General features: G+C 72.1%; 23 protein-coding genes. 17 read left to right on the top strand and 6 right to left on the bottom strand.

The window, feature by feature from the left end:
- Positions 1–31: 31 nt before the first annotated feature.
- From ftsX to MUB56_RS24055, 9 genes are all read left to right on the top strand, one after another.
- The gene (gene ftsX, locus MUB56_RS24095) at positions 32–946 is read left to right on the top strand and encodes a permease-like cell division protein FtsX (RefSeq protein WP_244929545.1); all 915 of its coding nucleotides are present in this window, start codon (positions 32–34) and stop codon (positions 944–946) included.
- A 54-nt stretch (positions 947–1,000) separates the two neighbouring features.
- Positions 1,001–2,269 carry a M23 family metallopeptidase gene (locus tag MUB56_RS24090; RefSeq protein ID WP_244929544.1) on the top strand — a complete coding sequence of 423 codons (1,269 nt, stop codon included), beginning with the start codon at positions 1,001–1,003 and terminating at the stop codon, positions 2,267–2,269.
- A gap of 73 nt (positions 2,270–2,342) precedes the next feature.
- Positions 2,343–3,266, top strand: a complete 924-nt coding sequence (locus MUB56_RS24085; protein WP_244929543.1) for a glycosyltransferase — start codon at positions 2,343–2,345, stop codon at positions 3,264–3,266.
- Positions 3,263–4,165 (top strand): glycosyltransferase family 2 protein, encoded by a 903-nt coding sequence (locus MUB56_RS24080; protein WP_244929542.1) that lies wholly within the window; start codon positions 3,263–3,265, stop codon positions 4,163–4,165. The genes MUB56_RS24085 and MUB56_RS24080 overlap by 4 nt, the downstream gene beginning before the upstream one ends.
- Positions 4,166–4,171: 6 nt before the next feature.
- Positions 4,172–5,368 (top strand): UDP-galactopyranose mutase, encoded by a 1,197-nt coding sequence (gene glf, locus MUB56_RS24075; RefSeq protein ID WP_244929541.1) that lies wholly within the window; start codon positions 4,172–4,174, stop codon positions 5,366–5,368.
- On the top strand, positions 5,365–7,392 hold the full coding sequence (locus MUB56_RS24070) for a glycosyltransferase (RefSeq protein WP_244929540.1): 2,028 nt from the start codon (positions 5,365–5,367) through the stop codon (positions 7,390–7,392). The genes glf and MUB56_RS24070 overlap by 4 nt, the downstream gene beginning before the upstream one ends.
- Positions 7,385–8,281, top strand: coding sequence for an ABC transporter permease (locus MUB56_RS24065; RefSeq protein ID WP_244929539.1), 897 nt, complete (start codon positions 7,385–7,387; stop codon positions 8,279–8,281). The genes MUB56_RS24070 and MUB56_RS24065 overlap by 8 nt, the downstream gene beginning before the upstream one ends.
- Positions 8,278–9,063: an ABC transporter ATP-binding protein gene (locus MUB56_RS24060; RefSeq protein WP_244929538.1), complete on the top strand. Its 786-nt coding sequence runs from the start codon at positions 8,278–8,280 to the stop codon at positions 9,061–9,063. Before MUB56_RS24065 ends, MUB56_RS24060 begins: the two co-directional genes overlap by 4 nt.
- A 350-nt stretch (positions 9,064–9,413) precedes the next feature.
- The gene (locus MUB56_RS24055) at positions 9,414–11,597 is read left to right on the top strand and encodes an N-acetylmuramoyl-L-alanine amidase (protein WP_244929537.1); all 2,184 of its coding nucleotides are present in this window, start codon (positions 9,414–9,416) and stop codon (positions 11,595–11,597) included.
- A 17-nt stretch (positions 11,598–11,614) separates the two neighbouring features.
- On the opposite strand, the gene MUB56_RS24050 is transcribed toward MUB56_RS24055, so the two are convergent.
- Complete coding sequence (locus MUB56_RS24050; protein WP_244929536.1) at positions 11,615–12,352, bottom strand: TIGR03089 family protein; 738 nt, start codon at positions 12,350–12,352, stop codon at positions 11,615–11,617.
- 52 nt (positions 12,353–12,404) lie between these two features.
- On the opposite strand from MUB56_RS24050, the gene MUB56_RS24045 reads away from it, so the two are divergent.
- Complete coding sequence (locus MUB56_RS24045; RefSeq protein ID WP_244929535.1) at positions 12,405–13,505, top strand: sugar phosphate nucleotidyltransferase; 1,101 nt, start codon at positions 12,405–12,407, stop codon at positions 13,503–13,505.
- 167 nt (positions 13,506–13,672) lie between these two features.
- Here the strand turns inward: MUB56_RS24045 and MUB56_RS24040 are convergent, their stop codons facing one another.
- From MUB56_RS24040 to cofD, 4 genes are all read right to left on the bottom strand, one after another.
- On the bottom strand, positions 13,673–14,614 hold the full coding sequence (locus MUB56_RS24040) for a hypothetical protein (RefSeq protein WP_244929534.1): 942 nt from the start codon (positions 14,612–14,614) through the stop codon (positions 13,673–13,675).
- 322 nt (positions 14,615–14,936) lie between these two features.
- Positions 14,937–15,704 carry a DUF3105 domain-containing protein gene (locus MUB56_RS24035; RefSeq protein WP_244929533.1) on the bottom strand — a complete coding sequence of 256 codons (768 nt, stop codon included), beginning with the start codon at positions 15,702–15,704 and terminating at the stop codon, positions 14,937–14,939.
- Between the two features lie 75 nt (positions 15,705–15,779).
- On the bottom strand, positions 15,780–16,742 hold the full coding sequence (cofE, locus tag MUB56_RS24030) for a coenzyme F420-0:L-glutamate ligase (RefSeq protein WP_244929532.1): 963 nt from the start codon (positions 16,740–16,742) through the stop codon (positions 15,780–15,782).
- Positions 16,739–17,737: a 2-phospho-L-lactate transferase gene (gene cofD, locus MUB56_RS24025; protein ID WP_244929531.1), complete on the bottom strand. Its 999-nt coding sequence runs from the start codon at positions 17,735–17,737 to the stop codon at positions 16,739–16,741. The genes cofE and cofD overlap by 4 nt, the downstream gene beginning before the upstream one ends.
- Positions 17,738–17,933: 196 nt before the next feature.
- Here cofD and MUB56_RS24020 point away from each other — a divergent pair, with 196 nt between their 5' ends.
- The 3 genes from MUB56_RS24020 (at position 17,934) to MUB56_RS24010 (ending at position 22,536) form a co-directional block, all read left to right on the top strand.
- Complete coding sequence (locus tag MUB56_RS24020) at positions 17,934–18,191, top strand: WhiB family transcriptional regulator (protein WP_244932465.1); 258 nt, start codon at positions 17,934–17,936, stop codon at positions 18,189–18,191.
- Positions 18,192–18,277: 86 nt separating this feature from the next.
- Positions 18,278–21,160, top strand: a complete 2,883-nt coding sequence (locus tag MUB56_RS24015; protein WP_244929530.1) for a glycosyltransferase family 2 protein — start codon at positions 18,278–18,280, stop codon at positions 21,158–21,160.
- The gene (locus MUB56_RS24010; RefSeq protein ID WP_244929529.1) at positions 21,157–22,536 is read left to right on the top strand and encodes a DUF5719 family protein; all 1,380 of its coding nucleotides are present in this window, start codon (positions 21,157–21,159) and stop codon (positions 22,534–22,536) included. Before MUB56_RS24015 ends, MUB56_RS24010 begins: the two co-directional genes overlap by 4 nt.
- A gap of 2 nt (positions 22,537–22,538) precedes the next feature.
- On the opposite strand, the gene MUB56_RS24005 is transcribed toward MUB56_RS24010, so the two are convergent.
- On the bottom strand, positions 22,539–22,991 hold the full coding sequence (locus tag MUB56_RS24005; RefSeq protein ID WP_244929528.1) for a metallopeptidase family protein: 453 nt from the start codon (positions 22,989–22,991) through the stop codon (positions 22,539–22,541).
- 49 nt (positions 22,992–23,040) lie between these two features.
- On the opposite strand from MUB56_RS24005, the gene MUB56_RS24000 reads away from it, so the two are divergent.
- The 4 genes from MUB56_RS24000 (at position 23,041) to MUB56_RS23985 (ending at position 26,137) form a co-directional block, all read left to right on the top strand.
- Positions 23,041–23,400, top strand: a complete 360-nt coding sequence (locus tag MUB56_RS24000; RefSeq protein WP_244929527.1) for a DUF3499 domain-containing protein — start codon at positions 23,041–23,043, stop codon at positions 23,398–23,400.
- Positions 23,401–23,523: 123 nt separating this feature from the next.
- Complete coding sequence (locus MUB56_RS23995) at positions 23,524–24,900, top strand: phosphomannomutase/phosphoglucomutase (protein WP_244929526.1); 1,377 nt, start codon at positions 23,524–23,526, stop codon at positions 24,898–24,900.
- Positions 24,897–25,088 (top strand): Trm112 family protein, encoded by a 192-nt coding sequence (locus tag MUB56_RS23990; protein WP_244929525.1) that lies wholly within the window; start codon positions 24,897–24,899, stop codon positions 25,086–25,088. The genes MUB56_RS23995 and MUB56_RS23990 overlap by 4 nt, the downstream gene beginning before the upstream one ends.
- A gap of 17 nt (positions 25,089–25,105) precedes the next feature.
- On the top strand, positions 25,106–26,137 hold the full coding sequence (locus tag MUB56_RS23985) for an SIS domain-containing protein (RefSeq protein ID WP_244929524.1): 1,032 nt from the start codon (positions 25,106–25,108) through the stop codon (positions 26,135–26,137).
- The last annotated feature ends 19 nt before the right edge of the window (positions 26,138–26,156 follow it).

Here is a 26,156-nt window from a genome sequence, read left to right as displayed (position 1 = left end):
GTACCCCCGAGCCAGGAGTCCTTCCACCCTCATGCAGCTGCGCTACGTCTTCACCGAGCTCGGACAGGGGCTGCGCCGCAACCTGTCCATGCACATCGCCGTCGTCCTGACCCTGTTCGTCTCGCTGTCCCTGGTCGGCGCGGGCGTGCTGCTGCGCGACCAGGCCCGGCTGGTCGAGGACCGGTTCGGCAACGAGTTCGAGATCGCGGTCACGCTGTGCCGGGACAACGACCGGAGCAACCCGGCCTGCGCGGCCGAGGCCGACCAGGCCCAGATCGACGCGGTCCAGGCCGTCATCGACGACAGCCCCGAGGTCGAGAGCACCCGCTTCGAGACCAAGGAGCAGGCGTTCGAGGAGCTCAAGGAGATGTACGACGAGGACTATCTCGAGGGTCCGAACGCCGCCATCACCGCCGACGACATGCCGCAGCAGATCTGGATCACGCTGAAGGACCCACAGCGCTACGAGGGCGTCACCAGCTCGGTGCAGGGCCTCGACGGGGTCGCGGGCGTCAACGACCAGCGCGAGCTGGTGGAGCCGATGTTCGACATCATCGACACCCTGCGCGACGGCTCGCTCGGCGTCGCCATCGTCCTGGTGGTGGCCGCCCTGCTGCTCGTCGCCAACACGATCAGGCTCGCCGCGTTCGCCCGGCGCAAGGAGATCGGCATCATGCGCCTGGTCGGCGCCTCGACCGTCTACATCACCCTGCCGTTCCTGCTCGAGGCGGTGGTGATCGCCGCGGTCAGTGTGCTGCTGGCCGGTGGGGCGCTCGCCGGGCTGATCCACTTCGGGGTCGAGGGGCGACTGGCCGACACGCTGGAGTTCATCCCGTGGATCAGCTGGAGCGACGCGACCACCGCCGCGATCGTCATCGCGATCCTCGGGCCGGTGCTCACCCTGCTGCCGACACTCCTGCTGACCCGCAAATACATCAAAGTCTGATCCGCGCGGGTTACCGTCGCTGCGCCCTCTTCCCCGATCTCGAAGGCAGACCCGGTGCGCTACTTCCCCAGCGCCTCGCGCCCCCGCCTGTCCGCTGCCGTCCTGGCCTGCGCACTCGCTCTCGGCGCGACGGCCGTCCCGCTCGCTCAGGCCGCTGACGACGACCTCAAGGGCAAGCAGGAGAAGGTCGAGCAGCAGCTGGACCACGCCCACGACGACCTGGAGCACTCCAGCAAGCAGGTCCGCCGCGCCGCCGCCCGGCTCGAGGCCGCGCAGGCCGAGCTCGACGCCGCCCAGGGCGCGTACGCCGTCGCTCGCGGCAAGCTGACCGCCGCCCAGGCCCGCGACACCGAGCTGCGCGCCAAGCTGGCCGAGGCCGAGGCCCGCCTGGCCGAGGCGCGGGCCGACCTCACCGCGGGGGAGCAGGCGGTCACCGACCAGCGGGCCCGCTTCGTCGACCGGGTCACCGGCCTCTACACCGAGGGTGACCCGCGACTGCTGGGGCTCGCCTCGATCCTGGAGGCCAACGACCCCAACGACCTGCTCCGGCGGGTCCAGGCCAACGACACGATGGTCGCCAAGGAGGACTCGGCGTACGACGAGCTGCGCAGCATCGAGGTGCTGCTCCGGGTCCGCGAGACCCAGGTCGAGAGCGCGCAGCAGGCGGTCGCCGAGCAGCAGGCCGCCGCGGCCGACCACGTCGAGACGATGCAGACCCTCACCGCCGAGGCCGCGACTGCGCGCGCCCAGGTCGCCGGGCTGTTCGACCAGGCCCGCGCCGCCCGCCGCGATGCCGGGGCCGCCCAGCGGCAGGACCGTCTGGTGCTGCGCCAGCTGAAGAAGCGCGAGGCGAAGATCAAGGAGCAGATCCTCGAGGCGGCCCGCCGTGCGGCGCGTCGGGGCGGGGGCTTCACCGGGCAGAGTGACGGGTTCCTCAGCTCCCCGGTCGCCGGTGCCCGGGTGACCTCGCCGTTCGGCTACCGCGAGCACCCGATCTACCACTACTGGGGCCTGCACGACGGCACCGACTTCGGCGCCGGCTGCGGCACCCCGCTGCGCGCGGTCGCCGACGGCACCGTGATGCAGGCGTACTGGTCCTCGGTCTACGGCAACCGGCTCTACGTCAACGTCGGCCGTGCGAACGGACAGTTCCTCACGGCTCTCTACAACCACGCCACCCGCTACACCGTCGGCCCCGGCGACCGGGTCCGCCGCGGCCAGGTGGTCGGGTACGTCGGCTCGACCGGCTGGTCGACCGGCTGCCACCTGCACTTCACCGTGCTGGCCAACGGCGACGCCGTGAACCCGATGAACTGGATGTGACCCGCTCCGGTGGTTGAGCAGTGCGACACGGTCGCTGCGCGACCTGCTCCACCACCGACCTAGGGTGGTCGCCGTGACCGCGCCGACGAACGACCCCCGCCGCGTGGTCGCAGTCGTCGTGACGTTCAACCGGCGGGAGCTGCTGGAGCGGCTGCTGACCCGCCTGGGCGAGGTCGACCGGCTGGCGGAGGTGCTGGTCGTCGACAACGCCTCCACCGACGGCACCGGCCCGTGGCTAGCGGCGTACGACGACCCGCGCGTGCAGGTCCGGATCCTCCCCGAGAACCGCGGCGGCGCGGGCGGCTTCCACGCCGGCCTGGCCTGGGCGATGGAGCGCGGCGCCGACCTGGCCTGGCTGATGGACGACGACGGGCTGCCCGACCCCGACTGCCTGGCGCTGCTCCTGGCCGAGCCCGACCTGGACTTCTGGGGGCCGGTCGTCGTCGACCAGGACGACCCCGAGAGGTTGGTCTTCCCGATCCGGCTCCCGGGCTCGGCGAGCGTCGCCCACCGGGTGGCCGACGTCGAGCGCGCGGCGCGCGGCGGCCGGCTCGACGGCATCGTCATCCCGTTCAACGGCGTGCTGGTGACGCGCGAGCTCGTGGAGCGCATCGGCCTGCCCCGCTCCGAGTTCTTCATCTGGGGCGACGACCACGAGTACCGCCTGCGCGCCGAGGCGGCCCGGGCCCGCATCGCGACGGTCCCCGCCGCGCGGGTCCGCCACCCCAGCGTGGGCGAGCTCGGCACGCCGATGGCGTTCGGGCGCACGACGTACAACCACACCCCGAGCGACCTGAAGCACTACTGCATGGCGCGCAACAACCTCGTCAACCTGCGCACGTACCGCGGCTGGCCGCACGCGCTGGCCTTCGTCGCCAAGACGCTCTGGTTCTACACGCTCACCCGCCCGAGCGCGGCCCGTCTGGCGCTCAGCGCCCGTGGGATGTACGCCGGCCTGCGCGGCGACTTCACCGGACACCGGAAGTACCTCAAGTGAGCACCGAGACCGTCGCCGTCGTGGTCGTCACCTACAACCGGGCCGACCTGCTCGAAGGGATGCTCGCCGGCCTGGCCGCGCTGGAGCGCACCCCGGACGGCATCGTCGTCATCGACAACGCCAGCACCGACCACACTCCCGAGGTGCTGGCCCGCGCCACCAACCCGGGCCTGGTCGTGCTCCGCACCGCCGAGAACCTCGGCGGCGCCGGCGGCTTCCACCTCGGCGTCCAGATCGCCCACGAGAAGGGCTTCGACCGGTTCTGGCTGATGGACGACGACGTCGTCCCCGCCCCCGACTGCCTGAGCGTGCTGATGGCCACCGACGAGCCCTGCCTGGCGGCGGTCCGCGAGGACCGCTCCGGCCGCCTGGTCGAGAAGGCCGCGCTCCGCTTCGACCTGCGCAACCCGCTGGCCGTCCGGCCCAAGACCGCCATGGTCGAGACGACGTACGGCGAGCGCGGCCGGATGCCCGAGCGGGTCGAGCTCGAGAACGTCGCGTTCGAGGGCTTCCTGGTCCGCCGTGAGGTGATCGACCGGATCGGGCTGCCGGACCCGTCGTACTTCATCTTCTACGACGACGTGGACCTGGCCATCCGCGCGCGGCGGGCCGGCTACCGGATCTGGGGGGTCCGCGACGCGGTCCTGGTGCGCCAGCTGGACTTCGACCAACAGCACGACCTGTCGGGCTGGAAGGGGTTCTACATGTACCGCAACCTGTTCGTCGTGCACTTCCGGTACGGCGAGAACGCCCTGGTCCGACTCAAGCCCTGGCTGGTGGCGGCGGTCGTCGTGGCGCTCAGTCCGCTGCGCGGTGGGCGGGGTGAGGCACGCAACGTGATCCACGCCATTCGCTCGGCGCGTGGAATGCGGGGGCTTCCGCCATCCTCCGTAGACTGACGGATCGTGTCCACCGCTGATCTCCCTGACCTGGTCGTCGTCGGCTCCGGCTTCTTCGGCCTGACCGTCGCCGAGCGCTGCGCGACCCAGCTGGGGCTGAAGGTCCTGGTCCTGGAGCGCCGCCACCACCTCGGCGGCAACGCGTACAGCGAGATCGACCCGGAGACCGGGATCGAGGTGCACAAGTACGGCACCCACCTGTTCCACACCTCCAACAAGAAGGTCTGGGACTACGTCAACGGGTTCACCGACTTCACCGGGTACCAGCACCGGGTCTTCGCCCGCTACCAGGGCCAGGTCTACTCCTTCCCGATGAACCTCGGGCTGATCAACCAGTTCTTCGGGAAGTCGCACACCCCCGCCGAGGCTCGCACGCTGATCGCGGAGCAGGCCAGCGAGATCGCCACCGAGGACGCGACGAACCTCGAGGAGAAGGCGATCAGCCTGATCGGGCGACCGCTCTACGAGGCGTTCGTGAAGGGCTACACCGCCAAGCAGTGGCAGACCGACCCGACGGAGCTGAGCGCCGACATCATCACCCGGCTGCCGGTGCGCTACACCTTCGACAACCGCTACTTCAACGACACCTACGAGGGGCTGCCGGTCGACGGCTACACCGCGTGGCTGGAGCGGATGGCCGAACACCCGAACATCGAGGTGCGGCTCGAGACCGACTTCCTGGACGCCTCGAACGGCGTGGCCGAGCAGCTCAAGGGCAACGTCCCGATCGTCTACACCGGTCCGGTCGACGAGTACTTCCACAACTGCGAGGGTCGGCTGTCGTGGCGCACGATCGACCTGGCGGCCGAGACTCTCGACGTCGACGACTTCCAGGGCACCGGCGTCGTGAACGCCAACGACGCGGACCTGCCGTACACCCGGACCCTCGAGTTCAAGCACCTGCACCCCGAGCGCACCTACCTGCCCGGCAAGACGATCGTGGTGCATGAGTACAGCCGGTTCGCCGAAGAGGGCGACGAGCCGTACTACCCGGTCAACACCGCCGAGGACCGCGCCAAGCTGCTGAAGTACCGCGAGCTGGCCAAGCGTGAGCCGATGGTCCTCTTCGGCGGCCGACTGGGCACCTACCAGTACCTTGACATGCACATGGCGATCGGCTCGGCCCTCTCCATGTTCGAGAACAAGCTCAGGCCGCACTTCGCGGAGGGTGCCCCCCTGACGAGCGGAGGAGTCGACGAGTGAGCACCACCAGTACGGGCATGGCCACGAGGCTGCTGCAGCGGCAGATCATGCCGCTGGACCGGGACTTCGACGTCCTCGCGCTCTACCTCGACCCCGAGGACGCGCGACTGGACGCCGACAAGTACGAGGTCGGCGGCAACCAGGCCGCCAAGGACCTCAACAACGCGGCGCTGCGCCAGTCGACCTCGACCGGCCGGTCGCTGCACCCCGACCAGATCGAGTCGCGCACCGCCTTCCGGGTGAAGTCGGGGGAGCGCGTCTCGTTCGGCACCTACTTCAACGCCTTCCCGGCCAGCTACTGGCGGCGCTGGACCGTCGTCGACGAGGTCGCCCTGACGGTGAACCTGGTCGGCCGGGGGGCCACGGTTCTCGTCTACAAGTCGACGGCCAACGGCCGCTCGCAGCGCATCGACGCCGCGACCACCGAGTCGGCGGCCGGTGGCACCTTCACCTTCGACCTGACCCTCAAGCCGTTCGTGGACGGCGGCTGGTACTGGTACGACGTGGTCGCCAGCGACGAGGACGTGGTCGTCGCATCGGCCGAGTGGACCGCGGAGGTCCCCGCGGACCGAGCCGCCCACGGCACCGCCGACATCGCGATCACCACCATGAACCGGCCCGACTTCTGCGCCAAGCTGCTGGGTCAGATGGGTGCGGCCGAGGAGCTGCAGCCCTACCTCGACACGGTCTTCGTGATGGAGCAGGGCAGCGACAAGGTCGTCGACTCGGAGTTCTACCCGAAGGCCGTCGCCGCCCTGGGCGACACCCTGCGGATCGTGGAGCAGGGCAACCTCGGTGGCTCGGGCGGCTACGCCCGCGGGCAGCTGGAGTCGGTCCGCAAGGGCAGCGCGACGTACGCCCTGATGATGGACGACGACGTCGTGTGCGAGACCGAGGGCATCATCCGCGCGGTCACCTTCGGCGACCTGGCCCGCCGGCCCACGATCGTCGGCGGTCACATGTTCAGCCTGTTCTCCCGCTCCAGCCTGCACAGCTTCGGCGAGATCATCCAGCCGTGGCGGTTCTGGTGGCAGACGCCGACCGACGGCTACAAGGACTGGGACCTCGCGGCCCGCAACATCCGCTCCGCCCGCTGGCTGCACAAGCGGGTCGACGTCGACTTCAACGGCTGGTTCTCCTGCCTGATCCCGCGGGTCGTGCTCGACGAGATCGGCCTGTCGCTGCCGCTGTTCTTGAAGTGGGACGACTCGGAGTTCGGCCTGCGGGCCAAGGCGGCGGGCTTCCCGACGGTCACCCTCCCCGGCGCCGCGGTCTGGCACGTGCCGTGGGTCGACAAGAACGACGCCCTCGACTGGCAGGCCTACTTCCACGTCCGCAACCGCTTCGTCGCGGCCCTGCTGCACTCGACGTACCCCCGGGGCGGGCGGCTGATCCGGGAGAACCTCAACCACTCGATCGCGCACCTGGTCTCGATGCAGTACTCCACGGTCGCGATCCGGCACCTCGCCCTGGAGGACGTGCTCGCCGGCCCCGACCGGCTGCACGAGCTGCTGCCGACCCGGCTGGCGGAGATCAACGCGTTCCGCAAGGAGTACCTCGACGCGCAGCTGCACGAGGACCTCGACGACTTCCCGCCGGTCCGGCGCGAGAAGCAGGCCCGCAAGGGTCGCGACATCGCCGAGGTCCCGAGTCGCCTCTCCCGCCTGATCACGGCGGGCCTGGCCCCGGTGCGGCACCTCAAGCCGGCCCGCGAGCTGTCCCGGACCCACCCCGAGGCGGAGGTGCGGGCGATGGACGCCAAGTGGTACCGCCTGGCGGCCTTCGACTCCGCCATCGTCTCCATGAACGACGGGACGTCGGCCGCGCTCTACCGGCGGGACCCGGAGCAGTACCGCGACCAGCTCAAGCACACGCTGGAGATCCACGAGCGGATGCGGCGCGAGTGGCCCCGACTGTCGCGGGAGTACCGCGACAAGCTGGGCGAGATCACCTCGCCCGAGACCTGGGACAAGACCTTCGCGCCCTGGACGGGTGCCGAGCCGAATGCGGGCACCGATGACTGAGACCGTCGCCCAGCGCCACCACCTCGAGCACATCCCGCTCGCACCGCCGGGGACCACGAGCGGCCTGCTGGAGGTCTTCCGGCGCCGGTACCTGCTGCGGTTGATGGTGCGCCGGGAGATCCAGGCGCGCTACGCCCGGTCGTTCTTCGGCCTGGCCTGGTCCTACATCAACCCCGCGGTCCGATTCCTGACGTTCTACTTCGTCTTCGGCCTCGTGTTGGGTCGCGGCATGGGGGTCGAGAACTTCGCCATCCACCTGTTCGCCGGGATGGTCCTGGTGCACTACTTCACCGAGTCCATCACCTCGGGGACCAGCTCCTTGTTGAAGAACAAGGGCGTCGTGCAGAAGATGGCGATGCCCCGAGAGCTCTTCCCGTTCGCCTCGATGCTGGTCTCGCTCTACCACACGCTCCCGCAGCTGGTGATCCTCAGCGGCGCCTGCGTGATCGCAGGCTGGGACCCCGATCTGGTGGGCTTCGCGGCCGCCCTGCTGGGGTTCGCGATCGTGATGCTGTTCGGCACGGCGATGGGGCTGATGTTCTCGGTGTTCAACGTGCTGCTGCGCGACTTCGGGCGGATCGTGCAGACCTTCATCAACATGCTGCCGTTCACGGTGCCGATGATGTACCCCTACTCGATGATCGAGGCCAAGTTCGGCGGCGGCATCGGGCACACGATCTACATGATGAACCCGGCCACCGAGGCGGTGCTGCTGATGCAGCGAGGCTTCTGGTACACCACGACCGACCAGACGACGTACGCCGAGTCCTTCCCCGACGACCTGTGGTCGCGGGGCCTGATCATGCTGGCGATCGGGCTCGTCCTCCTCGTCGTCGCGCAGTGGGTCTTCACGCGGTACGAGAGCAAGGTCCCGGAGATGATGACGTGAGCGTGACCTCGATCGTCGTCGACGACGTCTCGAAGCAGTTCTCGCTGCAGTACCAGCGCACGCTGAAGAAGAAGATCATGGCTCGGATGCACGGCCAGCAGACGAGCGACACCTTCGCGGCGCTGTCGAACGTCTCCTTCGAGGTCCCGCAGGGCCAGTCGATCGGGCTGATGGGGCTCAACGGCTCGGGCAAGAGCACCCTGCTGAAGCTGATCTGTGGCGTGATGAAGCCCGACGAGGGTCAGGTGCTGACGCGCGGGCGGATCTCGGGCCTGATCGCCACCGGTGCCGGCTTCCACCAGCAGCTCACCGGGCGCGAGAACATCTACATGAACGCCGCCATGCTCGGCATGAGCCAGCAGGAGACCGAAGCCAAGTTCGACGACATCGCGGCCTTCGCCGACGTCGGCCGGTTCCTGGACACCCCGGTCGGCAACTACTCCTCCGGCATGTTCGCCCGGCTCGGGTTCTCGGTGGCCGTGCACGTCGACTGCGACATCTTCGTGGCCGACGAGGTGCTCGCGGTGGGGGACCGGCCCTTCAAGCGCAAGTGCATGAAGCGGATGCAGGAGATCCGCGAGAGCGGGATCACGATGTTCTACGTCTCGCACTCCGCCGGCTCGGTCCGCAAGATGTGCGACCGGGTCATCGTGCTGGAGAAGGGTCGCGTCGGGTTCGACGGCGACGTCGCCGAGGGGATCCGGTACCTCCACTACGACGACGCCGGCGAGGAGCCCGACACCGAGGAGCAGGTCGACGAGGAGCTCGCCTCAGACATCTGAGCGCGCCTCGTCCTGTGCGCGCCTCGTCCGAGCCTGCGAGGACGAGGAAGCAGCGCCAGGTCGAGTAGCCCCCGCGACCGACGAAGGAGGTCGCGACGGGGCGTATCGAGACCCCACCCACCTCTCGCAAGACGTTCACCACGAGAACGCCGGTTCGGCACGCAACAGCGTGCCGGATCGGCGTTTTTCGCGCGTCCGGACCAGGCATCGGCTTGACAAATCTCGGAAACGTCGGCGTGTCGACTGGAAATTACACGATTGTAGTTACTCAGTCCTTCTTCCCCGGGCCTGTTACTCATGTGAAAGTTGCGTCACGTGTGAACTTCCCCGCGCACTAGAAGGACCCCCGCATGCCTGCTTCCAAGACCCGTTTCGTCACCGCCTGCCAGCAGCTGCTGGCGCTCGGTGTCGTCCTCGCAGTACTGACCCCCGCCGCCAGCGTCGTCACGCTCGACGTGATCCACACCGACCCCGCGGGGAGCTCCTCCGGGTCGTCGACGGGCGCCCTGGCGGCGTACACCGCCGCGTCCGCCCAGGCCTCCCTCGTGCCGACCGCGCCGGTCGAGGCGAGTGTCGAGGAGGTCCCGTTGACCGCTCCCGAGGCGACGGTGTCCGCTCGCGCCAAGGCCGTCGAGGCCCCGGCGCTGCAGGCCCGTGAGCGCGCCGCCGGCGCCGGCCGGGCAGCGCTCGTCAGCACCCCGCAGGAGGTCACGGGCTACGGCACCGTCGGCGTCACCTGGGCGCACGACGAGCAGGTCCCCGACGACGAGATCAGCCTCGAGGTCCGGACGCTCGAAGCCGGCGCGTGGTCGGAGTGGAAGCCGCTGACCTACCACGACGAGCACGCGCCCGACCCGGACAGCGCGGAGGCCGCTCGGGCTCGTCCCGGCACCGACGAGCTGATCGTCGGCGACGTCGACCAGGTCCAGGTCCAGGTCACGTCCGAGACCGGGACGCTGCCCGCCGACATGAAGCTCGCCGTCGTCGACCCGGGCGTCGCCTCCGGCGAGGAGCTGGAGAAGGCGGCGATCGACACCGCCGAGCTCCCCAGCGCCCCGTCCGCTGCCGCTGCGCCGGTCCCGGCGCCGACCGCCGTGCCGGCCCCCGAGGTTCCGGCGGCCCCCGCCGCCGGTGCCGAGGACGTTCTCGAGGAGGGGGTCGAGACCGGGCTGCAGCTGCAGGCGGCGAGCTTCACACCGAGCCCGACCATCTACTCGCGGGCCCAGTGGGGCGCCGACGAGCGGCTGCGCGACAAGAGCTCGCTGCGCTACTACGAGGTGCACGCCGGCTACGTCCACCACACGGTGAACGCGAACGACTACAGCAGGGCCGAGGTCCCGGGCATCCTGCGCAGCATCTACGCCTACCACACCAAGTCCCGGGGCTGGAGCGACGTCGGCTACAACTATCTCGTCGACCGGTTCGGCCGGATCTGGGAGGGCCGCGCCGGTGGCGTCGACCGTCCGGTGGTCGGCGCGCACACCCTGGGCTACAACGACTACTCGTTCGCGATGTCGGCCATCGGCAACTTCGACGTCGTGCAGCCGACGGCGGCGATGGTGCAGGCCTACGGCGCCCTGTTCGCGTGGAAGCTCTCGCTGCACGGCGTCTCGGCGGCCTCGACCAGCCAGCAGGTCGGGCCGAAGGTCTTCCAGGCGATCAGCGGGCACCGCGACGCGGGCTCCACGGCCTGCCCGGGCAAGTACCTCTACGCCCAGATCCCGCAGATCCGGGCGCTGGCCGCGGCGGCCCAGCAGGGCTGGAGCGGGCGCGAGCTCGAGTCCAACCTCGCCCGTACGGCGCAGCCGGACCTCGTCGTACGCCGGGCCTCGGACAAGCAGCTGATGGTCTGGCCGATCAGCCTCAACGCAGGCAAGCTGAAGATGGGGAAGCCGAGGGCCGCCGGCCGTCGGGTCGGTCGCGCCGACACGCTCCTGAACGCCGGTGACTGGAACCGCGACGGCTTCGGCGACGTGATCATGCGCCGCAAGTCCGGAGTGCTCGTCGCACTGTTCGGCGACGGCAAGGGCAGGTTCCCCGGCGCCGTGCGGATCGGGAGCGGGTTCAGGGGCGTCAAGCTCCTGGCCGCGGTCGGCGACATGACCGGCGACGGCTTCCCGGACCTGATGGGTCAGAGCGGCAGCACGATGAAGCTCTGGCCCGGCCGGGGTTCGGCGGCGCTCGGCGCCAGCTACGTCGCCCGCAAGGCCATCTCCGCGAGGTCCCAGGTCGGCATCGGCAAGTGGGACGCGGACGGGTCACCGGACACCCTGATCCGGCGGGGCGGGAAGCTGATCTCCTACGCCGGCAACGGCCCCGGTGGCCTGACCTTCGAACGGGTTGTCCCCGGCGTCAAGCTCGGGCCGTACGACTGGATCATCGGCATCTCCGACGTCGAGCTCACCGGGCACGCCGACGTGGTGGTCCGGGCGAGGACGTCCGGCCGGCTCTACCTGCTGCCGGGCTCGACGGCGGGGGTCGGCGCCCCGATCCGGATCGGGGCGGGGGCCAAGGCCTTCGACCTGGCGGGCTGAGCCCGTTCCTTCCCTGATCAGTCCTGGTCGACAGTGCGTGGGAAGCGTGCCGTGGCGCGCTCGGCGGCGTACGTCGTCTCGAGCCGCTCCGGCGCGGCGTGCGCGACCAGGACCAGAGAGCCGCTCCTCGCGAGCGGCTCCGTGAAGGAGGCGATCCCCGGTGGGGAAGCCGGGTTCGCCTCCGACAGGAGGCGGCCGCCGTCGGTGAGGTGACTCCCGGCGGCGGCTGCCGCCCACAGCTCCGCCTGGGTGGTGGTGCGGCCCGCCCAGGAGAGTGCGGCGTCGTCGCCGGTCGCGGGGTCCCACGGGATGAACGAGTCCGGCTGCGACCAGACGTCGATCCCGACGTCGTGGACGCCGGCCGGCAGCGGCTCGCGGAACCGGACCCCGAGCGGCAGCAGCGAGCAGGCCAGGACCGGCAGCTCGGCCGCGTGCGGCGTCCAGCGCGCCAGGGTGTCCGGGCCGCAGACCACGGCGTCCGGGGTCTCCTCGTCGGTGACGACCAGGCCGGCGGTCCACGCGGCGCCGAGGAACACCGGCCCCAGCCAGTGCGGCGGCAGGTCGACGCGCAGCCGTGCGCCGCGCTCCAGGTCGTGCTCCTCCACGAGCAGTGAGGCGACCTTCGCGACCCAGTTGGCGTACGTCGTCACCGACAGCTCCACGCGTTCGTCGGTGCTGTGGTCGTAGAAGGTCACCAGGGGGCGGCCGGGTTCGCGGCGGAGCTGGTTCGCGAGCAGCTGGGAGAAGGTCGTCACATCGGCCAGACTAGGCACCGGCGTACGTCGGGGACCCCCTAGGCTCCTCGCCATGACGACCGGGGGAGACATGCTGTCCGAGATCGACGGGTTCTGGGCGGTGATCCCCGCGGGCGGCGCCGGCACCCGGCTCTGGCCGCTCTCGCGGTCCTCCTCGCCGAAGTTCCTGCGCGACCTCACCGGCAGCGGTCGCTCCCTGCTGCAGGAGACGTACGACCGGCTGGCGCCCCTGGTCGGTGACCGGTTCCTGGTGGTCACCGGTGCCGCGCACCGCGAGGCCGTGGTCGACCAGCTCGACCTGCTGAAGTCCGCCTCGATCCTCGGCGAGCCCTCGCCGCGCGACTCGATGGCCGCGATCGGCCTGGCCGCGGCGCTGCTCGAGCGCAGCGACCCGGACTCGGTGATGGGCTCCTTCGCCGCGGACCACGTGATCGCCGACCAGGCGGCGTTCGGTGCCGCGGTCGCCACCGCGGCGGCCGCCGCGCGCGACGGCTGGCTGGTCACCCTCGGGATCGAGCCGACCTTCCCGTCGTCCGCGTTCGGCTACATCCACCTCGGCGAGGACCTCGCCGGCCACGACGGCGCCTACCGGGTCGTCGAGTTCGTGGAGAAGCCCGCCCGCGACACCGCCGAGGGCTACCTCGCCTCCGGCCGCTACCGCTGGAACGCCGGCATGTTCGTGGTCCGGCCGACGGTGCTCCTGGACCTGCTGGCCGAGGGCGACCCGGCCTTCGCCGCCGAGCTGCGGGCGATCGCCGCCGACCCCACCCTGCTCGAGGAGGCCTGGCCCCGGCTGCCGAAGATCGCGCTCGACCACGCCGTCGCCGAGCCTGCCGCCGCCTCCGGCCGGGTGGTGACCGTCCCGGCGTCCTTCGGCTGGGACGACATCGGCGACTTCGACTCGCTGGCGACCCTCCTCGCGGACGCCTCCGTCGACACCGCCGTCCTCGGCGACGACGCCCTGGTGCACGCCCTGGACTCCACCGGGCTGGTCATCCCGCGCAGCGGTCGCACCATCGCGGTGGTGGGTCTCGACGACATCGTCGTCGTGGACACCCCCGACGCGCTGCTCGTCACCACGCGCGCTCGCGCCCAGGAGGTCAAGCAGATCGTGGCCGCGCTCAAGGAGAGTGGGCGCTCCGACCTGACCTGAGCGGGTCGCTCGATGGGTTTGCGGGCGGGCGGGTTGCCGGCTCATCACGGTATGCAGACGAGCCTGCGGTTTCCACGGCGTACCCGCCATGGGAGGTGCGAACCGACCTGCATACCGTGATGAACCTGCGACGGGTGTGACAGTGCGACGGGTCGCCGCTCAGCAGCTCAGCCGGCGAGCCGGAGTGCGCTGATAACCCGCTTCCCGAGCAACCGGGGCCGGTCGTAGTCGCTCCAGACGATCCGGATCATGCGGAATCCGGTGATCTCGCGCACCAGGTCCTCGCGCCGCTTCTCGGCGAAGACCACGTCGCCCGGCTCCTGACCCGGAGCCAGCAGGCGGCCGTACTTGAGGCGACCGTCGAACTCGCCGAGCAGTCCGTGGCCGGGCCATCCCCAGTCGCAGGTCGCGATGAGGCTGCCCGTCTCGTCGACCACCTCGAACTGAAGCGCGGGAGCCGGCACGCCCTCGGCGCGGAAGAACCAACGGCCACGCGATTCCCCCACCGAGCCGGAGCGGCCGTCGGCCATGTGAACGGGCACGTGGAGGCGTCGCATCCGGGGCCAGAACTGAAGGAGTTGGTGGCACTCGATCAGCGTCTCGTGGTCGAAGAGACCCAGGCGCAGGGCATCGTCGAAGAGAGCGAGGGCGACCTCCGGGGTCGCCATCGATCCTGCCTCCAGCACACAGCGCTCCGGCCGGACGACCAGGAGCCCGTCGACCTCGACGACGTCGCCGTCGATGCAGACTCCTTCGTGGTGGACGACGTCACCCTCGACCCGGCCCGCTCCGCCGTCCAGTCGGGTCACGTGGACGCGATCGAGGTCGAGACCCCAGTCGACGACGCCGTGCGCGAGCACGGCGGAGACGTGGCTGAGCGCGACAGCCGCGCCGAGGGAGTCGAGGACGGCGCGAGCGCGGACCAGGTGGCGCTCGCGAGGGTCTAGGGAGTCCCAAATGGGGGTGATCGCGTAGTAGCCGCGTCGGAAGCGGGTCCATTGTCGCTGGCGTACTTGAGCCGCGATCTCACGGTCGTCGAACCCCGCACGGAGCGCGTGCTGGCGGGTGAAGAAGCCCTGGCTGCCGGCGATGATGTGGAGCGGATCCATGGGTCGAGCGTGGGGCAGATCGCCCTTCTCGACGCGCCGCTCGAGCTCGCCTGTGGAGATCGAGGCCCGGGGGGAGCCTGTGGGCGAGAGATGGTCCGGCGGAGGGAGCTGCGCACCAGGAGTCGCAGGCTCATCACGGTATGCAGACGAGCCTGCGGTTCCCACGGTGTACCCACCATGGGAGGTGCGAACTCACCTGCATACCGTGATGAAGCTGCGACTGCCGAGCCTGCCGCGACGAACCCAGCGAGCACCCCTCAAGCGACGAACGGCCCCGGTGGCATCGCCACCGGGGCCGTTCGTCGGCAGACCGTCTCGCGAGCTACATGACGTTCGGCTCGGGGGAGTCGAGGTACGGGTAGTCGATCGTGAACTTCTCGAAGGCGGCGCCGGAGACCTTGCCGCAGTACTGCCAGACACCGACCTGCTTGGTGGTGTCGGCCGCGCCGACCCCACCGACGGACCAGTGCGTGAAGGCGATGTGCTGGCCCTTCGGGAAGTCCCCGGCGCTCTCCTTGTCGTCGTCCTTGGTGAACGGGGCGACGATGACCTTCTGGCGGAAGTTGCCGGTGCCGGCGTACTTCTTCGCGATGGCGCGCAGGTCCTTGATGGCGTCGTCGTCGGCGGCGATCGTGTCGTCGTACCAGATGATGTTGTAGCCGTGCTCCAGGTTGTGCACCAGGGACTCCAGCTCGGGGCGGTCCTCCTCGGTGTAGAACTTCCGCTCGAACGGCGCGGGCGAGCCGATCGCGTTCCAGTGCGCACCGAACGCCGGCGGGGAGTGGTCGTAGGTGACCTGCTGGGTCTCCTGGACGTGGTCGCCGGAGCCCACCGCGCTCACCGTCGTGATCTCCTGGCAGGTGTCGGCCGCCACGCCGATCTCGTTGAGCGCGACGTCGGAGTACTCGCGCTCGTCCCACTTGTCCTTCAGTGGGCCGTACGCGGCGGCGCCGATGATGAGAAGTGCGACGGCGGCGCAGACTCCTACGATCGCGAAGCCCCGGCGCTTCTCGGCGCCCTTCTGCTTCTTGCGGATGTCGTCGATGACCGCCTGGCGGTCGGACTTGGCGGACTTCGGGGTCTTGGCCACGGCTGAGCATTCCTCGCGGTCGGTGGGCGGCACAGGGACGTCCAGGCGTTGCCGCGGTGGGGTCCAGGCGGGAGTCTACGGACCCAGCGGTAGGAGATGTGCAACGGACGAGCCGTCGCTGGTACGGACCACCCAGCCGTGCGCGAACGCCAGGACCGCCACGGCACCGTCGCCAGGTGCCTCGATGTGCAGCCCGCCGTCGGCCGGGCGTACGACGGCTCCGGTGACGAGCCGCAGCGCGTCGGCCAGCTCCTCGGCGCTCGCCGGCGCCCCGAACGGCGTCCGGTCGGCCGGCTCCCCGACCAGGGCGCGGACCACCGCCTCGCGGGCACCGAAGCCGAACAGGTCGCCGCCCTCGGCCCGGACCAGGGCCACCGCGCCCGGCCCGTCGTCGCCCGGCGCCAGCACCAGGTCGGCGCGCCCGCGGACCAGCGCGAACGGCCGGCCGGCGAGCTTGCCCTGCGCGAGCTCGGCCGCACCGGCCAGCTCGTCGGCGACGGCGGGCGCGGTAACGGCCAGCGGGTTGCCGTGCGGGTCGGTGCGGCCGGCGTACTCCTCGGCGACCAGCAGCCCCGCGGCGCCGACCGCGATGTCGGTCTGTCCCTCGCGCCAGGCGCGCCCGGCGGTGTCGGTGACGATCACGCCGACGTTGCGACCGGTCCGCTCGCGCAGGGTGGCGCGCAGCGCCCGGGCCGAAGCGTCGGGGTCCTCCGGGAGCAGCACGATCGAGCCGAGCTCGACGTTCGAGGCGTCGATGCCGGCGGCGGCCATGGTCAGGCCGTGCCGGGTCCGGACGATGGTCGTCGGCCCGCGGCGGGCGACGACCCGGACCGTCTCGGCGGCGATCGCGTCCTCGCGGTCGCCGCTGCGGACCCGGCCCTCGGACTTGCTCACGACCTTGCTGGTGACGACGACGACGTCACCGTCGGCCAGCCCGACGCCGTCGTCGGCGAGCGCACCGAGCAGCAGCGTCGCCAGGTCGTCGCCGGCGCGGACCTCCGGGACGCCGTCGGGCGAGAGGACCTCGAGTCGATTCACCGGCGGACCAGCTCGATCGCGGCGCTCGCCATCGCCGCGGTGGCGTCGTGGTCGGTCATCATCAGGGGTACGGCGGCCGCGGCCAGCCCGGCCTCGTGCAGCCGGCCCAGCTGCTCGGCGTCGCGCTCGTCGACGAGCCAGCCGTCGAGGAGCCCGCCGGCCGAGCGCGCGCCGTAGTGCAGGCCGACGCCGGCCGCGCTGACCTCGACGCCGATCGAGGTGAGCAGCTGCTCGGCCATGCCCCGCACGTGGCTCCCGCCGACGATGGGGGACAGACCCACCACCGGCGCACTGGTGGCGGTGAGCGCCTCGCGCACCCGCGGCACGCCGAGGATGGTGCCGACGCTGACGACCGGGTTGGACGGCGGCAGCACGACCAGGTCGGCGTCGGTGATCGCGTCGATCACGCCGGGGCCGGGGGTCGCGTCGTCGAGCCCGACCACGATCACGGCCTCGGCCGGGACCGACGCCCGCAGCCGGACCCAGTACTCCTGGAAGTGGATGACCCGGCGGCCGCTGGGGGACTCGGGATCGGCGATCGCGACGTGGGTCTCGACCCGGTCGTCGGTCATCGGCAGCAGGGTGACCCCGGGCTGCCACCGTCGGCACAGCGCCTCGGTGACCTGGGAGAGCGGGAAGCCGGCCTCGAGCATCTGGGTGCGGACCAGGTGGGTCGCGACGTCCCGGTCGCCGAGCCCGAACCAGGTCGGCTCGACGCCGTACTCGGCCAGCTCGGTCTTGACGCTCCAGGTCTCCTCGCGCCGGCCCCAGCCCCGCTCGAGGTCGATGCCGTCGCCGAGGGTGTACATGACGGTGTCGAGGTCGGGACAGACCTTCAGACCGTGCACCCACAGGTCGTCGGCGGTGTTGGCGACCACCGTCACCGTGGCGTCGGCGGCGACACCGGGGAGCGTCCCGGAGGCGATGCCGTGGAGGAGCCCCTGCAGGAATCGGGCGCCGCCCATGCCCCCGGACAGGACCGTGATGTTCTGCATGCGCCTACTCTCCCTCACCGCGTCGTCGCCCACCGTGCCGGGACCAGCACCGGGACGAGGGTCCGGGCCGGTGACGGCCATACCAGATGCGCGCTTGACTAAGTGGGTACGACAGGCATGTAATTCCACCAGTGTTGTGAGGATGTTGGGTCGGGCAGGACCGGGTCGCTGGGTCGACGAAGAAGGGGCGAGGGCCGTGAGAGAACTTTTTCTCCTCGACGGGGACGCCGAGGAAGAAGCGGGATGGCAGGAGCGCGCCCTGTGCGCTCAGACCGATCCCGAAGCGTTCTTCCCCGAAAAGGGAGGATCGACGAGGGAGGCCAAGAAGGTCTGCCTCACCTGCGAGGTGCGCGACGACTGCTTGGAGTCCGCACTGATGAACGACGAGCGTTTCGGCATCTGGGGCGGGCTCTCCGAGCGGGAGCGACGCAAGCTGAAGAAGCGCGCAGTCTGAGCACCACCTGAGAGGAAGCCCCGGTCGAAGCCCGGGGCCTTCTCTCATTTCGGGGTCCCTTCTCGGACCCTCTAGGGTCGGGGACCGTGCCTGGTCCTCGCTCCGTCGCCGTGCTGCTGGTCAGCCACGACGGTGCCCGCTGGCTGCCGGCCGTCGTCGACGGGATCCGCAGCCAGACCGTCCCGGTGGACCGCGTCGTCGCGATCGACACCGGCAGCAAGGACGAGAGCGCCGACCTGGTCGAGCAGGCCTTCGGTGCCGTACGACGCGTCGGCGGCGGCACGTCGTACCCCGAGGCCGTCCGGCTGGGGCTCGACGCGCTCGGGCCGGTCGACGGGGACGGACCCGAGTGGGTCTGGCTGCTCCACGACGACAGCAACCCGGATCCGACCTGCCTCCAGGCGCTCCTCGCGGCCGCCGACGAGGACCCCGGCGCCGACCTGCTCGGCCCGAAGCTGCGCGAGTGGCCCTCGCTGCGCCGACTGCTGGAGCTGGGCGTCACGATCTCGGCGACCGGGCGCCGGGAGACCGGGCTGGAGCGCGGCGAGTACGACCAGGGCCAGCACGACGAGGTCCGCACGGTGCTGGCCGTCAACACCGCCGGCCTGCTGGTGCGCCGGTCGGTGCTGGAGGCACTCGGGGGGCTCGACCCGCACCTGCCGATGTTCGGCAACGACCTCGACCTCGGCTGGCGGGCCGCGCAGGCCGGGCACCGCACCCTCGTGGTGCCGCAGGCCGTGGTCTTCCACGCCGAGGCCGCCCACCGCGGGGTCCGGCGTACGCCGCTGACCGGGCGGCACACCCACTACCAGGAGCGTCGGGCCGCGCTGTGGACGCTGCTGGCGAACGCACCCGGGCGCGCGCTGCCGTTCCAGGTCGTGCGGCTGGCGCTCGGGACGGTCCTGCGGGTGCTGGGCTTCCTGCTCGTCCGCTCGGTCGGCCAGGCGCTCGACGAGCTCGCGGCGCTGGTCTCGGTCTACTCCCGTCCCGGTGAGCTGCGCGCCGCCCGGAGGTCGCGCCGGGCCGGACGGGTCGCCGAGCACGAGGAGGTACGCCGGCTCCTCGCGCCCTGGTGGCTGCCCTATCGGCACGGCCTCGACTTCCTCGGCGACCTGCTCGCCGCGGCGACCGACCAGGCGGCCGACGTCGCGGAGCGTCGGCGCGCCGCCCAGGCGGAGGCGGACCCCTCCTCGTTCGCGGCCCGGCGGGTCGCGGTGGACGACGAGGACGCGCTGGGGGAGGACACCGGCCTGGTCGCCCGCTTCTTCACCAACCCGGTCGCGCTGCTGCTGACCGTCTTCGTCGTGATCGCGCTGGTCGCGGCTCGCGAGGCCGTCGGCCGGGTCTCCGGCGGCGGACTCTCCCCGGCGCCGGACTCCGCCGGCGACTGGTGGGACCTGCACCTGGCCACCTGGCACCCGCTCGGCATCGGCACCGCGGTCCCCGCCCCGGCGTACGTCCTGCCGCTGGCGCTGCTCGCCACGCTGCTGCTCGGCAGTGCCGGTGCCGCAGTGAGCGCGGTGCTGCTGCTCGCCGTACCGGTCGCGCTCTGGGGCGCCTGGCGGCTGCTCCGGGTGGTGGGCCGCCTGGTCTCGCCGCAGGGTGCGCCGCGCTGGCTGATCCTGTGGGGCGCGACGTCGTACGCCCTGGTGCCGGCGGTGAGCGGCGCCTGGGGCGACGGCCGGCTGGGCCTGGTCGTCGCCGGCGCGCTGCTGCCCTGGCTGGTCCACGCCGCGCTCGGCTTCGCCGACCCGGACGCCGACCGCCGGTGGCGTGCCGCCTGGCGCGTCGGCCTCCTGCTGGCCGGCGTGTCGGCCTTCGCCTCGGTCGCCTGGCTGCTCGCCGTGGTCGTCGGCCTCGTCGTGGTCGCGACCGCGACGCTCGTGGTCCGCTCGGCCGTCCGGGACCGGTCGGTCTGGGGGCCGCCCGCCACCGCGGTCGGGATCGTGCCGGTGCTGCTCGCGCCGTGGTGGATCCCGGCGGTGCTGGAGCGCGCCGCGGAGGGCCTGCTGCTCGACACCGGCCGGCTCCCCGGCCTCACCGCGTCCGGCCTCGACCTGCTGGCGGGCCGGTTCCACGAGCTCGGCGCGCCCGCCTGGGCGGGCCTGGTGCTCCCCGTCCTCGCCGTCCTGGCCCTGGTGCCCCGGGCGACCCGGATCCCCGTGCTGGTCTGCTGGGTCGTCGCGCTCGTCACCGCCGCGACCACCGCCGTCCTGTCCACGATCACGCTCGACCTGGCCGCGATCTCCGCGCCCGCGGCCACCGGCTTCCCCCTGCTGATGCTGCAGGGCATCATGATCGTGGCGGCGACCCTCGGCGGTCAGGGCCTGGTGCTCGCGGCCCGCCGCGACGGCTGGCCGATGCTCGCCCGCGTCGCGACGGCCGTGCTCGCGGTCGCGGCGGCGCTCGTCCCGCTGGTCGGCCTCGGCTGGTTCGCGGCCGGCGGTCACGACGAGCTGAGCACCGAGGCCGAGGGTGGCATCCCGGCGTACATGGTCCAGAGCTCGCAGACGGGCCCCGAGCACGGGATCCTCGTGGTCCGCGGCGACGTGGCGACCGGCCTCGACTACGTCGTACGACGCGGCGACGGGGTGACCCTCGGCGAGGACGAGGTGCTCGCCCTGACGCCCGAGGACGACGAGCTGACCCAGGTGGTCCGCACCCTGGTCTCCCGGCCCACCGGCACCGAGGTCGCCGCGCTCGCCGACTACGGGATCGAGTACGTCGTGCTGCCGAGCCCGGCCGACCCCGAGGTCGCCGGCGCCCTCGACGCGACCGCCGGCCTCGTGCAGGCCAGCGCCGAGAACCGGTCGACGCGGGCCTGGCAGGTCGAGCAGGCCCTCGACCCCGAGGCCGTCGCCGGACCCCGCTCCTGGCTGCGGGTGGTGCTGCTGGTCGTCCAGGGGCTCGCGATCGTCGTCGTCCTCGTCCTCTGCGCCCCCACCACGGACTGGAGGAGGCAGCCGTGACCGACGCTCCCGCTCCCGGCCGCCGCAGTCGGTCGAGCTCGTCCGGTCGACGCGTCGACGTCACCGTGCTGCTCGCGGTGCTGCTCCCCGTGCTCGTCCTGGCGCTGCTGGCCGTGGCCGGCACCGAGCCCGTCGAGCGATCGCAGCGCCCACCCACGACCACCGGCCTGACGAGCGCGACCCTGGGCTGTCCCACCGGCCTGCCCGGCGCGCCGAGCGTCCGGGTCGCCAACGCCGACGACGCCGCCGGCGAGGTGAGCATCGGCGAGGACCAGGCCACCCTGGAGGCCGGTCGCTCCGCGCAGCTCGAGGTGAGCGGGTCGGCCGTCGTCCGGGCCACCGGGGACCTCGCGCCGGGCCTGGTCGCCGGCCGCAGCGGTACGACGCCGCTGGCCGCCACGGAATGTCCTCGGCCGATCGCCGAGCAGTGGTTCACCGGCGTCGGCGCCGGCGCCCGGCACTCCTCGGTGCTGGAGCTGGTCAATCCCAACACCGGACCCGCGGTGGCCGACGTCGTCGTACTCGGCAGCGCCGGTGCGGTCGACGCGCCCGAGCTGCGCGGCGTGCTCGTCCCGGGGAGTGCGACCCGGCGCCTGGAGCTGGGGAGCCTGCTTCCGCAGGAGGGCGAGCTCGCGCTGCAGGTCACGACGACCCGTGGTCGCCTCACCGCCTCGGTCGAGGACACCGACGACCGGCTCGGCTCGGCGGAGCCGACCACCGATTGGCTCGGAGGCCAGGCCGAGGCGCAGCCGACGAGCACGCTCCTCGGCGTGCCGTCCGGGGCGGGCCGACGCAGTCTGGTGCTGGCCAACCCCGGCGAGGACGAGCTCCGCGCCGAGCTGCGGTTCGTCACCGCCGACTCGGTCTTCGCCCCCCAGGGCCTGGAGGAGGTGCGGATCGCCCCGCGGTCCACGACCCGGGTCACGCTCTCCGAGCAGCTGGGGACCGCCACGGCGGACGGGACGTACGGCGTCCAGGTCAGCGCCACCGGCCCGGTGACGGCCAGCCTGCGGAGCGTGGTGCGGCGCGACGTCTCCCACGCCATGCCCGCGGAGCCCGTGACCGCTCGGACGGTCGCGGTCGTGCCCGAGGGGCGCAAGCAGCTGCAGCTGGCCGACGCCTCGGGCGTCGGGGTGGTCGGCGTGGTCGCCCGCGACGCCGAGGGCCGCGAGGTCGCGCGGGAGAAGGTCGAGGTGACCCCTGGCGCGGGCGGCACCCTCGACCTGCCGTCGAGCGCCGTCGTCGTCGAGGTGACGCCGCGGCGCGTCTCGGTGCTCGGCGCCGTGCTGGTGACCGGCACCGGCTCGACCGTGCTCCGGCTGCACGACCTGACCTCCGCCGGGCTGGTCCCGCAGGTCGGGCCCGGACTGCCCTGACGTCAGTCGTCGCCCTCGTAGCGCGGGTCGACCTCGGAGGCGTCGATGCCGAGCAGCTCCGCGACCTGCTCGACCACCAGGGTGAGGACCAGCGCCTCCAGGTCGCTGCGGGTCTCGCAGCGGTGCTCGATCGGCCGGCGGAACAGCACCAGCCGGGTCGGGTCGCCGCCCGTGCCGCGCACCAGGGACGACAGCGGCACGGTGGCGGAGTCCCAGTCGTCGGGCACCTGCGGGGTGTCCTCGACGGCGTACTCCACCAGCCCGAGGCGGTCCTGCCAGCGACCGTCGACCTCGGTCACGATGCCGAGGACGAGATCGTCGAAGCGCTCCCGCCCGGTCCGCAGCGCGGGAGTCCCGGGGTGCTGAGGCAGGACGCCGGGACCGCGCATGCCGCGTCCGCGGCGGTCGCGGGTGCGCCGCTTCCGCTCCGGGGGTCGGGTGCCGGGCCTGTCCACGCCGCGAGCCTAATCGGGGCCGGTCCGGACGGGGGGTACCGTCTGCCGCGTGAGTCCCACCCGTCGCTGTTCGCGCACCGCGTGCGGCCGTCCCGCGGTCAACACGCTGACGTACGTGTACGCCGACCAGACGGCCGTCCTGGGCCCGCTCGCGACGTACGCCGAGCCGCACGCCTACGACCTGTGCGAGACGCACTCCGAGCGGCTCTCCGCACCCCGCGGGTGGGAGGTGCTCCGGCTGGCTCCGGACCCGAAGGCGCAGGGCCCGTCCAACGACGACCTGCTCGCGCTGGCCGACGCGGTCCGCGAGGCCGCTCGCCCGGTCCCGCCCCCGCGGACCGCCCCGGCCGAGGAGACCGGACGTGAGACCGGTCGCAAAGGTCACCTCCGGATGCTCAGCACCGACTGATCCGCCACCACCTCGCCGAGTCAGCAGAAGTGGAGGCCCGAGTCAGCACCAGTAGTGCTGACTCGGCGAACGGGTCACCCCGCGTCAGCGGGTCCGCTGCGCGTCCCCGCTAGGGTGCGGCGCATGGCCGACACCCTCGACCCCGCCAACGTCCACGCCATCTTCAAGGCCTACGACGTCCGCGGACTGGTTCCCGAGCAGATCGACGAGGAGCTCGCCCGCGCGACCGGCCGGGCCTACGTCCAGGTGGTCGGGGCCGAGACCGTGGTGGTCGGTCACGACATGCGACCCAGCTCGCCCGGCATGGCCGGCGCGTTCGCCGAGGGTGCGACCGAGGCCGGCGCCGACGTCATCCTGATCGGCCTCGCCTCGACCGACCAGCTCTACTTCGCCTCCGGCCACCTCGGCCACCCCGGCGTGATGTTCACCGCCAGCCACAACCCGGCCGAGTACAACGGCATCAAGATGTGCCGCGCGTACGCCGTCCCGATCGGGCTGGAGACCGGTCTGGCGGAGATCCGCGACCTGGTCGTGACGCCGCGACCGGTCACCGCCACGGTCCCCGGCGACGTCTCCGAGCACGACGTGCTGGAGGCGTACGCCGCTCACCTGCTCTCACTCGCGCCGGTCGAGGGGCGGTCGCTGAAGGTCGTCGTCGACGCGGGCAACGGCATGGCGGGCTACACCGCGCCGGCCGTGTTCGCGCGGCTCGGCGCCGACCGGGTCGAGATCGTGCCGATGTACTTCGAGCTCGACGGCACCTTCCCGAACCACGAGGCCAACCCGATCGACGCCGACAACCTGCGCGACCTGCAGGCCAAGGTGCTCGAGGTGGGCGCCGACGTCGGGCTCGCCTTCGACGGCGACGCCGACCGGTGCTTCCTGGTCGACGAGCTGGGCCGGGCGGTCTCGCCGTCCACGCTGACCGCGCTGATCGCCGCCCGCGAGCTGGCCAAGGAGCCGGGCGCGACGATCATCCACAACCTGATCACCTCGCGGGCCGTGCCCGAGATCGTCACGGAGCTGGGCGGCAAGCCCGTTCGCACCCGGGTCGGCCACTCCTTCATCAAGGCCACGATGGCCGAGACCGACGCGGTCTTCGGCGGCGAGCACAGCGGCCACTTCTACTTCCGCGACTTCTGGCGCGCCGACTCCGGCATGCTCGCCGCGCTGCACACCCTGGCCGCGCTCGCCGAGACCGACCGGCCGCTGTCGGAGCTGCTGGCGTCGTACGAGCGCTACCCAGTCAGCGGCGAGATCAACTCCGAGGTCGCCGACCAGGTGGGCATGATGGCCGCGCTCGAGGGGGAGTACGCCGTACGCCCCGGGGTGAGCACCGACCGCCTCGACGGGCTTACGGTGTCCCACGCGGACTGGGTCTTCAACGTGCGGCCCTCCAACACCGAACCGTTGCTCCGGCTGAACGCCGAGGGGAAGGACCACGACACCATGGCGACCATGCGCGACGAGGTACTCACGAAGATCCGGAGCGCCCGGTGAGCGAGCAGGGCGGCGCGGCCGCGAAGCTCGACCCGGCGCTGCTGTCGATCATCGTGTGCCCGCAGTGCCGCGGCCAGCTGGCCCCGGTCGCCGACGAGCTGGTGTGCCAGGGCGAGTGCGGCCTGGCCTACCCGGTCCGCGACGGCATCCCGGTCCTGCTCGTCGACGAAGCCCGCACCCCCGCCTGAGGGCGGGCGGACCACCCATGGCGACCTGGTTCGACGAGTCCCGCCTGGACGACGAGACCGCGATCGGTGCGGCCGACCTGCGGCTGCGCACACTGGCGGAGTCCGGTGCGCGGGTCCGCCGTGAGGTGGGTGCCGCCGCCGAGGCGATCGAGGAGGCGGTCTCCCGCAGCCTCTCGCAGGCCCGACCGCGCGCGGTGATCGCGGCGGGTCCCGACTCCCGCCTGCTGCGGGCGGTGCTCGAGCCGTGGTGCCCGGTGCCGTTCGTCGCGTGGCCCGGGCCGGCCCTGCCCGGCTGGGCCGGCAGCCTCGACCTGGTGGTCGTGCTGGCCCCCGAGGGCTCCGACACCGGTACGGCGTCCGCCGTCGCCGAGGCCGTACGCCGCGGCTGCCAGGTGGTCGTCGCCTGCCCGTCCGCCTCCCTGGTCGCCGAGCACGCCGCCGGCCGGTGGAGCACGATCCTGCCCACCGCGACGGCCGACCAGCTCGCGACCGCCGTGGCCATGTTGACCTTCCTCGACCGGGTCTCGCTCGGTCCCGCCGCGGACCCCGAGCAGGTCGCCGCCGCGCTCGACGAGGTGGCGACCGCCTGCTCGCCGTACCGCGACCTGGCCGTCAACCCGGCGAAGGTGCTGGCGATCGCGCTGGCCGACGCGAACCCCCTCGTGTGGGGCGGGTCGGTGCTGGCCGCCCGGGCCGCTCGTCGGGTGGCCGAGTCGATCCGCCGGGCCAGCGGCCGCACCGCCCTGGCCGGGGACGCCGAGCACCTGCTGCCGGTCCTCGAGGCGGCCCGCGAGCGCGACGTCTTCGACGACCCGTTCGCGGGGGAGGGCGGTGAGCTCCGGCCGGTGCTGCTGGTGCTCGACGACGGCGCCGAGGACCCCGTGGTCCGCGAGCAGCGCGGCCGGCTCCAGGCCGCGGCGACCTCCCGCGGCGTCCGGGTCGAGAAGGTGACGACCGAGGCGCCGAGCGAGGTGGCTCGCTACGCCTCGCTGCTGCTCACCGGCACCTACGCCAGCGAGTACCTCCGGCTCGGTCTCACCGAGGACTGAGCCCCTCGGGCAACGGGTA

The organism is Nocardioides sp. W7, assembly GCF_022919075.1.
Taxonomy (GTDB): Bacteria; Actinomycetota; Actinomycetes; order Propionibacteriales; family Nocardioidaceae; genus Nocardioides.
This window is presented reverse-complemented; position numbering and strand designations above follow the sequence as displayed.

What these genes read in the sequence shown, in the direction of transcription:
- ftsX (WP_244929545.1), top strand. Translation starts at nt 32, where the DNA reads ATGCAGCTGCGCTACGTCTTCACCGAGCTCGGACAGGGGCTGCGCCGC.
- MUB56_RS23995 (WP_244929526.1), top strand. Translation starts at nt 23,524, where the DNA reads ATGGCCGACACCCTCGACCCCGCCAACGTCCACGCCATCTTCAAGGCC.
- cofD (WP_244929531.1), bottom strand. Translation starts at nt 17,737, where the DNA reads ATGCAGAACATCACGGTCCTGTCCGGGGGCATGGGCGGCGCCCGATTC.
- MUB56_RS24055 (WP_244929537.1), top strand. Translation starts at nt 9,414, where the DNA reads ATGCCTGCTTCCAAGACCCGTTTCGTCACCGCCTGCCAGCAGCTGCTG.
- MUB56_RS24045 (WP_244929535.1), top strand. Translation starts at nt 12,405, where the DNA reads ATGACGACCGGGGGAGACATGCTGTCCGAGATCGACGGGTTCTGGGCG.
- MUB56_RS24065 (WP_244929539.1), top strand. Translation starts at nt 7,385, where the DNA reads ATGACTGAGACCGTCGCCCAGCGCCACCACCTCGAGCACATCCCGCTC.
- MUB56_RS23985 (WP_244929524.1), top strand. Translation starts at nt 25,106, where the DNA reads ATGGCGACCTGGTTCGACGAGTCCCGCCTGGACGACGAGACCGCGATC.
- MUB56_RS24040 (WP_244929534.1), bottom strand. Translation starts at nt 14,614, where the DNA reads ATGGATCCGCTCCACATCATCGCCGGCAGCCAGGGCTTCTTCACCCGC.